The sequence below is a fragment of the Nocardia sp. NPDC003999 genome, from assembly GCF_053604885.1.
The window spans coordinates 77,131-85,422 of the sequence record NZ_JBSGIB010000027.1 but is presented as its reverse complement, the minus strand read 5'-3'; the positions used below and the strand labels follow the sequence as shown (position 1 = coordinate 85,422).

Sequence of the window (8,292 nt, the reverse complement as noted above, 5' to 3'; positions counted from 1 at the left end):
GACGATCCATATCGCTGCGATCAATCAGTGGCTGCGACACGGGTGAGGACGGGGCCGAACAGCCCGCCCTCCCCACTTCGAAACACTCCCTAGGCCGGCGGCCGCGAACTTCAGGTTCTCGCGGCGGGTTTCGACGAGGATGCTGCCCAGGCCGCCGGCGAACCACGTCCACAGGACGATGTTGTAGGCGGGTAGCTGGTTAGGGTGCAGGCCCTCGGCTTCGTCCAGCCAGGGGAGGAACCCGTACCGCAGCGACCACGGCCAGTCGGTGAAGTGGACCAGAACCGAGGCCACGGCGATCCCGGCGTTGAATGCCAGCGCGGGCCCATCATCGGGTCGATTGCGGAAGGCTTTGCGCCACATCAGTACTGGCGTCAACGACCATAGGACGTTGGTGGCGCGGCGGCCGAGCTCGGGTTCGAGGAAGACACCGACTCCGGCCCAGCGCTCGAAGGCGTTGTGCCCGAAACCTCCGAGGGTGGCCAGCGCGTTGAACAGCGGCGGGCGCGGACGCGCGGTGTTGTCGCGGCGGGTGAACAGTGACATGAGGGTTCTCCTATCGGGCGGCGATCGTCAGGACGTCGCGATGAGCGTCACCAGCGCCACACTGGCGACGAAGGTGACAACAGCAGGTAGATACGCGCTGGCCTGGTCGTGGGCCAAGCGGTGGTAGATCAGCGCCGCAACCATCAGTGTGGCGGCGGCCGTGGCCGCAACGGCGCCGAGCGGGGGCACCACCACTCCGATCGCCAAAGCAGCGGCGAGGGCGAGTTCGAACAGACCCAGCAGCCGGAATCGATGCACCGGAATGGCGAAATGTTCGGCGTCGGTGCGTGATCGGCTGGTCGCGAGGGCCTTGCTGGCACCGGTGACGATGAAAAGGAGCACCAGCATTGCGGTGATGATGGTCGCGAGGGACATGGTGGCCTCCTACTCGGCCGTGCAGGTGTTGCGTAGTTCGCCGAGCCCTTCGATAACCGAGCGGATGGTGGTCCCCGGGGTCAGGAAGCGGGCCGGGCTACGTGAGTAGCCGACGCCCTCGGGCGTTCCGGTGAAGATCAGATCGCCCGGCAGCAGTTCACACACTGAGGACAGGTAGCTGACCAGCGATGCGACGTCGAACATCATCTGGCTGGTTCGCGCGGATTGCACGACCTCGGTGTCGAGCACGGTTTCGATGGCCAGGTCGGTGAGGTCCGGAATCTCGTCGATGGTGGTCAGCCAGGGTCCGATGGGGCTGAATCCCCTGTAACTCTTGGCGAGGCTGAATTGCGGTGGGCTGCCGGCCATCTGCGCGGTCCGTTCGGAGATGTCCTGGCCCACGCAGAGCCCGGCGAGGTGATCGAGCGCGGAGACGGCGGGGATGTCGCGGCCACCGCGGCCGATCACCGCGACGAGTTCGACTTCCCAGTCACAGGTGTCGGTCGGCAGCGCGATGTCGTCGGCCGGACCGGTGATCGAGGAGGTGAACTTCGTGAACACCAGCGGTTGGGTCGGCACGGCCAGACCGGTCTCGGCGCTGTGTCCGGCGTAGTTCAGTCCGACGGCGAAGATCTGGTATGGGCGGACAACCGGTGGCCCGAGGCGTTCGAGTTGGGCGAGCAGATCGGCGCGAGTCAGGCTCGCATCGGCTTTCGGACGTGTGGTGTCGAACCACACACGGATCCGGTCGAGGTTCGCGATCGCGTGGTCGAGGTCGCTGGGCAGCGCGCCGCCGGAGGCGTGAGCGATGTCGATGACGCCGTCGTCGGTGACGATGGTGGCCCGGCCGTCGAGGTTGGCGAGTCTCATTGTGGGTGTGCTGCTTTCGATCTGATCGGCGTTGCAGAAGCGCGCGGATAGAGCCTGCCGACATGTGCCGGTGATGCTCAGTGCCGGGCGGTGCCGGCGTGAGTAGTGCGCGCGGCGTCGAGGGTGTCGAGCCGGTCGCGGCACCATGTGGCGACGACGTCGGCATATTCGCTGGTATGGAACAACATCAGCTGGTGGACGCCGTCGGGCTGGATGTAGAAGTCGACCGGTCCACTGGTCGCGTCGACGACCGCCTGCGCGACCGGGCCGGGGAATATAGGGTCCTTCGCTCCGACGGCGTAGAGGATGGGTTTGGTGTTCTCAGCCAACGGCACCGCAGGGTCGTAGCGCAGGATCGACGCCCACGAAGCCAGGTCGTAGGACCAGGTGTTCAACGGGTCACGGCGCTTTTGCGCGCCGGCGCCGCGAAAGCCGTAGTCCTGGTCGAAGTCGATGAAGCGATCGATGTCGAACCGCAGCGCGGCACCGAAGTGGGCGACCATCTGATCGAACACCGGTGAGCGGAAGGGGTTATCGGGTGGGATGAGGGGCGAGGAGGGGATGACGAATCCCATCAGGATCGCCCCGGAGTACGCCTCCGACGCGGCGTATGCACTATAGGCCGCGGCGGTGCCCAGCGACGAGCCCTTGATGAATACCGGCAGCCCGGTGGCGGCACGGATGTGGTCGGTGACCTCCAGGGCTGCGTCCACCCATTCCGCGAGGGTGAACTGCCCGGCAGGGCGGTCGGTGCACGAGCGCCCGTGCCCGGGTGCGTCCATGGTCCATACCTCGGCGCCCAGCCTCGCGTAGTGCGCCCCGAATCGGTCGTAGATCCCTCCGTGGCCTCCTGTCCCGTGCTGCACCAACAGCACGTGATCGGCATCCGGGCCCGGATATCGGTAGGCGAATGTGTCGCCGACTATGTGGTCTTCTCGCTTCATTGCGGACCTCCATCGCGTCATGACATTAAATTGATGTTCATCAATTAAGCATAGATGTTGATGATCGTCAATATCCTGGCTAGTGTTGACCGCATGACCAGCAAGCCACGTAGGGGCCGCCCGCCGGCAGATCTGTCACCGGCGTCGCTGACCAACATCTTGTCCGCGGCGCTGGACGTCTTCGCCGCGTACGGATTCGACGGCACCTCGGTGGCCGCGCTGAATCGGGAACTGGGGGTCAGTCACAACCTGATCCATCAGCGCTTCGGGTCCAAGGAGGGGCTGTGGGTCGCCACCGTCGATTGGGCCTTCGGGGAAATCGACAAGCGTATGACCTTGGACGCGCAGTTGGCCGCCACCGATCTGCTGGGTGCCGTGCGGGAGACTATCGTGCGTTTCCTGTGCCTGCACGCCTCCCACCCGCAGGTGCTGAGGTTGGTCTCGGTCGAAGCGGCCACCGACAGCCCCCGGCTGGCCTACCTGGTTCAAACCCACGTCGAGCCGCTCTACAACCGCCTGACCGGCCCGCTGAAGATCCTGGTCGACCGGGGCGTGCTCACCACCGCCGACATCCGCAGCCTGCATTTTCTCGTCGCGCACGGAGGAACCGCCCCGTTCAGCCTGGTGCCCTTCGCCATAAAACTCGACCCACTCGATCCGCTGGCCCCGCAGGCCATCCGCGCGCACGCGGAGTTCGTCGCCGACATGGCGGTAGCGGGCTTGCGCGCCCGCGGTGCCTGAACACGAGGAGCCCGATGAAGGTCACGCTGAGCTTCGACAACGGCCCCACCGAAACCACGGGCGAAGTACTCGACACCCTCGCCGAGCGAGGGATCCTGGCCAGCTTCTTCGTCGTGGGCGCCGAATTGGAGAAACCGGGCCGGCGCGCCCTGACCGAACGGGCCGCCGCTGAAGGGCACTGGGTCGGCAATCACACCATGACCCACTCGATCCAGTTCGGCGACTGCGACGACCCGACCCTTCCCGCGCGCGAGATCGGCCAGGCGCAAGCACTGCTGGGGTCACTCGCCCACCCGGACAAGCTGTTTCGTCCCTACGGCGGCGGAGGCATCCTCGATCGGCGGCTGCTGAATCCGGCCGCGATCACCTATCTTCGAGCGAACGACTACACCTGCGTGCTGTGGAACAACGTCCCGCACGACTGGGATCGACCCGACGACTGGGTGTCACAGTGCCTGGCCGAAATTCATGCACGACCATGGAGCCTGGTCGTTCTGCACGACCTCCCCTCCGGGGCGATGCGGCATCTCCCGGCATTCCTGGACGAACTCGATGCGCGCGGCGTAGACCTTGTCCAAGAATTCCCCGAGGCCACCGTGCCGATCTACCGCGGAGCCCAACGCGAATCCCTCGCCGATCTCAGCGTTTCCTGAGGCACTCGGCTGCGCCAACCCTGCCCCGCGGTGGCCACTCCGACACGAATCCAGACACGGCAAACTGCACAGGAATACGGCCGGACAAAACTCATCCGGCAGCCGAGGCAACGCGCCAACCACCGCACCCCGCCAGTCGGCCATGCCCCTCCACCTCGAACGGTTCGTTGTTCTGCAGCCAATAGACGGTGGCCTCGTCGAGCGCGCCGATACTCGACCGCATCATCATCCGCAGGGCGAGGTTTTCAGGATCGAGTCCGAGTAGCGCGGTCCACGTCTCGATGGCCCGCCAACGCCCGGCTTCGAAGGGACCTGATCTCGATCTCCCCACAGCGGCATCCTCGGCACCGGCAGGTGGCCGGTTCGGCGGTAGAGATCGTGGCGGCCGCCCAGCGGAAAGTCGGCGATAGTGGCAGCCGGTGCGTAGACCGAGCCTTCGAATTGGTAGCACTCCCGCGCCGTCGCGGTGAGTGCCGCGGGCTGCTGCGGATCGCGCACGTCGGCTGGCCAAGTTCACCGGCCTGACGATGACCGAAGGCGGAGAACTGGGTAACCGCCTGCGTAACCTCATCGCACCGCGACTGCGCGTCGTGCCCGGCCTCACCGGCATGGTCACCAGCGGAGAGTCCCCGCCCCTCCGCCGTTCCTCGCTGGTGGAGGCGCCGCGGATGCGTAGAGGTCTGACCGGCCGGCTCGTCCCGAACGACCGCTTGGCCGATGGGCGGCGCGTGGACGACGTCGTTATAGGGCGATACGCCATCATCACCACGGCCGAATTATCGCCAGGTGATCAGGCGATCGTGAAACAACGCGGCGGTGTCGTGCTGCGCCCCGAGCCGCATACGGATCTGTACCGCTGGATTCGCCGCGGCCACGTGAGCGCGCTCCGGGTCCGGCCGGACGGCATCGTGCAGAGCTGCCGGGGAAGCCTGCCTGCTCTGTGCGCGTCGCTCCCGCGGTTCGCGCCGAGTATTCCGCGGACACGTGCGAGCTGAACGTCGCGGCCAAGGTGACCGAGCAGCAGGTGACCGGCCAGATCGAGCAGGTGATGTCCGGACTGAAGGGGTTGTCACAGGTCGCCGCCATCGTGGATCCATACAACTGTGGTCTAGGGCTCGCCGAGCGTCGTCCGATCACGCTTTCGTCATCCTCGAAGTAGCCACCGGTTTCCACCGCCTCGCGCCGCACTCTGATCAGTGCCCGATGCCGCTCGTTGCGCCGAAACCTTGCTCGGTGTCTAGCGCATCGGCGGCGATATCGACCCGTTCGATTCGCGATCCAGCCGTGCGGTGATTTCGGGGTCGGTCGATGCTCTACCGCACGTCATCGGCGACATCAGGCGCCGATGACGAGTGAGCGTTCTCCAAACCGGCTGCGATGACGGCGATTTCGCCCGCCTGTCCCGGTGGCACGCCGAGTGCGACCAGGCAGGCGCGGGCAGCCGCCACGTCGGGGTCGGCCTCGGTCCAGCTTCCGTCGGTGCGCGCCTCGAGCAGTGCCAGAACCAGCCCGGCGAGCGCGCGGGACAGCGCTTGGGCGGGGAGGTGATCGGAGTACACGCCGAGCTGCTGGCCGTGGCGCAGCATGGCCGCGCCGTGCTCGTGCACAGGCGCCAGCCGCTCCTCGATCCGCGCGCCCAGGTTCGTCTCGGTCAGCTTGAACAGCAGGCGGTATTTGTCGCCGACCCGCCAGAGGGCGATCGTGCACCGGGCCGAGGTCACCGTCACCGGCTCGTCCGGGTCGAGCGAGCGCAGCGTGTGTGCGATGTCCTCTGACGCCAGGTCGAGGAGGCCGTCGATCAGTGCCTCCCTGGTCGGGAAGTGGCCGTAGAGAGTTCTGCGCACGACGCCTGCGGCCGAGGCGATCTCCTCCATGCTCGCCGCGGGATTGCGGGCCAGTTCGGCTGCCGCGATATCGAGGATCCGCTTCCGATTGGCCCGCGCTCGTGTGCCCGGGGTCGTCGAGGAAGTCGTGCTCCTGGTCGCTGTCATGTGAGTCCCTTCACGTCGAAGCCTTCCACAGTTGCGCATCGTTGTGCAAATTCTATACATTGCACAGCAATGTGCAAATGCACAATGGTGTGCAGATAGTGAGAGGAACGGATGTGTCTCTGCTAGTCACCTCACCGGTGGAACCGGGTGCCGTATACAGCCGCCGCTGGGCCGCGCTCGCCGTGTTGTGCCTGAGCGTGCTGATCGGCGTCATGACGAATACGTCGCTGATCGTGGCCGCTCCCGATATGACCCTCGACCTAGGTTTGTCCAGCCAGGACCTGCAGTGGGTCGTCGACGCCTACACCATCCCGTATGCCGCCTTGATGCTGCTCATGGGTGCGATCGGCGACAAGTACAGCCGCCGCGGCATGCTGATCCTGGGTCTGGCCGTCTTCGCGGCCGGCGCGGTGCTGGGCTCGACCGTCGACAGCGCCGACTGGGTGATCGCCGCGCGGGCGATCATGGGGACCGGGGCGGCGATGATCATGCCCGCGACGTTGTCTTTGCTCGTGGCGACCTTCCCGAAGCGGGAACGCGCCGTGGCCATCACGATCTGGACCGCTACCACCGGCCTCGCGATCGCGGTCGGTCCGTTGGTAGCGGGCTGGCTGCTCACCGACCACGGCTGGGCGTCGACCTTCCTGATCAACGTTCCCATCGCGGTCATATCGATAGTCGCGGCGCTGATAGTGGTCCCGCCGTCGCGGGCGCACACGACACAGCGATTGGACCTCATGGGCGGCGCACTGTCGGTCGTTGCGGTCGCGGCGCTGGTGTACATGATCATCGAAGGTCCGCGCAACGGCTGGCACACCTCCGCGGTGCTCGCCGGTGTGGTGGCCGCTTTCGCCGCGGCGGGGTTCATCGCCTGGGAACTGCGGCATCCCAACCCGATGCTCGATATCCGCAAATTCCGCGATCGCGCGTTCGCGGGTGCGAATCTCGCTGTGCTGCTGTTCTTCCTGGCCGCATTCGGCGCGATCTACTACGTCACGCAGCATCTGCAGTTCGTGCTCGGATACGACGCCCTCGCCACCGGCGTGCGGCTGCTGCCGCTGGCGGGCGCGGTCTTCGTCGGCTCGGCGATCACCGGCGTGCTGACGCCGCGCCTCGGGCTTCGGGCGATGGTGGTGGCGGGCATGCTGCTCGGCATCCTCGCCTTGGCGGCGTTGACCCAGGTCGACGCCGAGTCCGGCTACTCGGCGTTCGCCGGGCCACTGGTGCTGATGGGCCTGGCTATCGGACTGAGTGTCTCCCCGGCCACCGACACGATCATGGATGCCTTCCCGGAACGGCTGCTCGGCGTGGGTGGCGCGGTGAACGACACCTCGGTGGAACTGGGCGGCACGCTCGGCATCGCGATCCTCGGCTCACTTCTCGGCACCGCCTACGGCGACGAGATCGCACCGATCGTCACCGGCCGCATGCCCGCGGAAGCCGCCGGCGCGGTACAGGACTCCATCGGCGGCGCGCTCGTTGTGGCCCAGCGGCTCGACGAAGCCGGGATGCACCAACAGGCAGCCCAGTTGGTGTCCGCCGCCGATGCCGCCTTCGCCCACGCCGTGTCACACACCAGCCTGATCGCGGCGATCGTGCTGGCGGTCGGCACCCTCGCCGTCGCCGCACTGCTGCCCGGCGGGCGCAAGAAGGGGTCCGTCGCCGCTTCGAGTGCGGTCAAGGAAGAGATCACGGTCGGCTGACGCGGTCTGCGCTCCAACCGCACAGCGTGGGCACGCAGATGCGTGCCCACGCTTGCGCTGTCGGTGGAGAGGGCGTCTCTGTAATCGGTTCTCACAGCTGTCGGGGATTGCATGTGTCGATCTCCGATCCGGCGACGTGGAACGACCTCAGGTCGGGTGCCGGTGACCAGGATGGTGGCGGTGAAGTGCGGCGATCAGCGTGTCCGGCGAACCCCAGCCCCGGTTGGTGCCGTCCAGCGCTTCGGCTCGGTCGGGTCGGGTGGTCCGACGCGTTGGATTGGCTGTCGTCGGGCACGAGCAGCGCATCGCGATGTGTCACAGATGAAGGTCGTCGGGTTGCCGACGTCGCCCGCGCCCCAGGAGTCACCGAGGCCACCCTGTACCGCTGGAAGCGGCAGGCCCTGGTCGACCGTGGTCGCGCACCCAGCGGATGAGCGTATCCGTGGGTGTGACCGGCGCGGTTTTTAGA

12 protein-coding genes are annotated in these 8,292 nt (G+C 66.6%); 6 read left to right on the top strand and 6 right to left on the bottom strand.

The window, feature by feature from the left end; translation table 11 throughout:
- Positions 1 to 24: 24 nt before the first annotated feature.
- The 4 genes from ACWESM_RS33080 to ACWESM_RS33065 all read right to left on the bottom strand — a co-directional run bounded on the left by ACWESM_RS33080 (position 25) and on the right by ACWESM_RS33065 (position 2,735).
- A complete protein-coding gene (locus ACWESM_RS33080) occupies positions 25 to 546 on the bottom strand; it encodes a hypothetical protein (protein WP_452495120.1) in 522 nt (173 codons plus the stop codon).
- A 27-nt stretch (positions 547 to 573) separates the two neighbouring features.
- Entirely contained in the window at positions 574 to 921 is a 348-nt protein-coding gene (locus ACWESM_RS33075; RefSeq protein ID WP_364433866.1) for a DoxX family protein, read from the bottom strand.
- Between the two features lie 9 nt (positions 922 to 930).
- Positions 931 to 1,791 carry a fumarylacetoacetate hydrolase family protein gene (locus tag ACWESM_RS33070; RefSeq protein WP_364433862.1) on the bottom strand — a complete coding sequence of 287 codons (861 nt, stop codon included), beginning with the start codon at positions 1,789 to 1,791 and terminating at the stop codon, positions 931 to 933.
- 77 nt (positions 1,792 to 1,868) lie between these two features.
- Positions 1,869 to 2,735, bottom strand: coding sequence for an alpha/beta hydrolase (locus tag ACWESM_RS33065; protein ID WP_452495117.1), 867 nt, complete (start codon positions 2,733 to 2,735; stop codon positions 1,869 to 1,871).
- Positions 2,736 to 2,828: 93 nt separating this feature from the next.
- On the opposite strand from ACWESM_RS33065, the gene ACWESM_RS33060 reads away from it, so the two are divergent.
- Positions 2,829 to 3,476 (top strand): TetR/AcrR family transcriptional regulator, encoded by a 648-nt coding sequence (locus ACWESM_RS33060; protein ID WP_364433856.1) that lies wholly within the window; start codon positions 2,829 to 2,831, stop codon positions 3,474 to 3,476.
- Positions 3,477 to 3,490: 14 nt separating this feature from the next.
- Positions 3,491 to 4,129, top strand: a complete 639-nt coding sequence (locus tag ACWESM_RS33055; RefSeq protein ID WP_364433853.1) for a polysaccharide deacetylase family protein — start codon at positions 3,491 to 3,493, stop codon at positions 4,127 to 4,129.
- A 91-nt stretch (positions 4,130 to 4,220) separates the two neighbouring features.
- On the opposite strand, the gene ACWESM_RS33050 is transcribed toward ACWESM_RS33055, so the two are convergent.
- Positions 4,221 to 4,460: a hypothetical protein gene (locus ACWESM_RS33050; RefSeq protein WP_364433850.1), complete on the bottom strand. Its 240-nt coding sequence runs from the start codon at positions 4,458 to 4,460 to the stop codon at positions 4,221 to 4,223.
- Positions 4,461 to 4,656: 196 nt separating this feature from the next.
- On the opposite strand from ACWESM_RS33050, the gene ACWESM_RS33045 reads away from it, so the two are divergent.
- Together ACWESM_RS33045 and ACWESM_RS33040 are read left to right on the top strand one after the other, a co-directional pair.
- Positions 4,657 to 5,124, top strand: a complete 468-nt coding sequence (locus ACWESM_RS33045) for a hypothetical protein (protein ID WP_364433847.1) — start codon at positions 4,657 to 4,659, stop codon at positions 5,122 to 5,124.
- 14 nt (positions 5,125 to 5,138) lie between these two features.
- A complete protein-coding gene (locus ACWESM_RS33040) occupies positions 5,139 to 5,288 on the top strand; it encodes a hypothetical protein (protein ID WP_355074340.1) in 150 nt (49 codons plus the stop codon).
- A 154-nt stretch (positions 5,289 to 5,442) separates the two neighbouring features.
- Here the strand turns inward: ACWESM_RS33040 and ACWESM_RS33035 are convergent, their stop codons facing one another.
- The gene (locus ACWESM_RS33035; protein WP_364433841.1) at positions 5,443 to 6,120 is read right to left on the bottom strand and encodes a TetR/AcrR family transcriptional regulator; all 678 of its coding nucleotides are present in this window, start codon (positions 6,118 to 6,120) and stop codon (positions 5,443 to 5,445) included.
- A gap of 113 nt (positions 6,121 to 6,233) precedes the next feature.
- On the opposite strand from ACWESM_RS33035, the gene ACWESM_RS33030 reads away from it, so the two are divergent.
- Together ACWESM_RS33030 and ACWESM_RS33025 are read left to right on the top strand one after the other, a co-directional pair.
- Positions 6,234 to 7,823 (top strand): MFS transporter, encoded by a 1,590-nt coding sequence (locus ACWESM_RS33030; RefSeq protein ID WP_355074338.1) that lies wholly within the window; start codon positions 6,234 to 6,236, stop codon positions 7,821 to 7,823.
- Between the two features lie 38 nt (positions 7,824 to 7,861).
- Positions 7,862 to 8,257 carry a transposase gene (locus ACWESM_RS33025; RefSeq protein ID WP_452495129.1) on the top strand — a complete coding sequence of 132 codons (396 nt, stop codon included), beginning with the start codon at positions 7,862 to 7,864 and terminating at the stop codon, positions 8,255 to 8,257.
- Positions 8,258 to 8,292: the final 35 nt, after the last annotated feature.